1 protein-coding gene is annotated in these 686 nt (G+C 51.9%); it reads left to right on the top strand.

Annotated features, from left to right (window positions below):
• Window positions 1–33: 33 nt before the first annotated feature.
• Window positions 34–686, top strand: a 653-nt coding sequence (locus AC29Z1_RS15575; protein ID WP_488272371.1) for an ABC transporter substrate-binding protein, incomplete at its 3' end; no start/stop codon positions are given.

Genomic DNA, 686 nt, shown 5'->3' with positions numbered 1-686 from the left:
GGCGCTATTCTTCACTTAAGTACAGTGGAACCTGTGGTGGCTCAAGAGGAGAAAAGGGGCTTTGAACTCGCAATTCAACACGCCGGCACTGTTCAAGACAGGCCAGTAGAGCTCATTGTTGCCGATGTGACCAGTATGGAGTCGGCTCAAAGCGAGGCCAGGAGACTCATCGGCGAGGGTGTCAAGGTACTAATCGGGAGCGCCGTTGACAGTTGGGACAAAGCTGTTGCTCCCATTTGCGAACGAAACAAAGTTATATTCTGGCTCACGCTCACTGGGGGACCAGAACTTACCAAGCCGGGTTCACCTTGGGTTTTTAGGACTTGCCCTATTTCTCCTGGTGAGGGGGAATTTCAGGCAAAGTGGTTCGTTGCTGATTTGATGCCCCGGCTGAACCTTAAGCCGTCGGATGTCAAAGCTGGGCTTGTATACCGGGATGACTCATGGGGTGCCACGATGGGTGAGAATGTAGCTAAGGTACTCAGAGAGGCTGGTATAAACATCGCTGTAGAGGAGTACTATGCTGGCGAGGAAATCCGCGACATGTCCCCGGTAATCATGAAGTTAAAAAATGCAGGTGTAAACGTGGTGTTCCTTGGCCACTTCCGCGAAGCAGGTATCCTCTACTGGGAGGCAGCTCGGAAATACGATTTTAACCCCCTGGTTGCAATAGGTACGGGCGCATT

This window comes from Sporomusa sp., from assembly GCF_057736855.1.
This window is presented reverse-complemented; position numbering and strand designations above follow the sequence as displayed.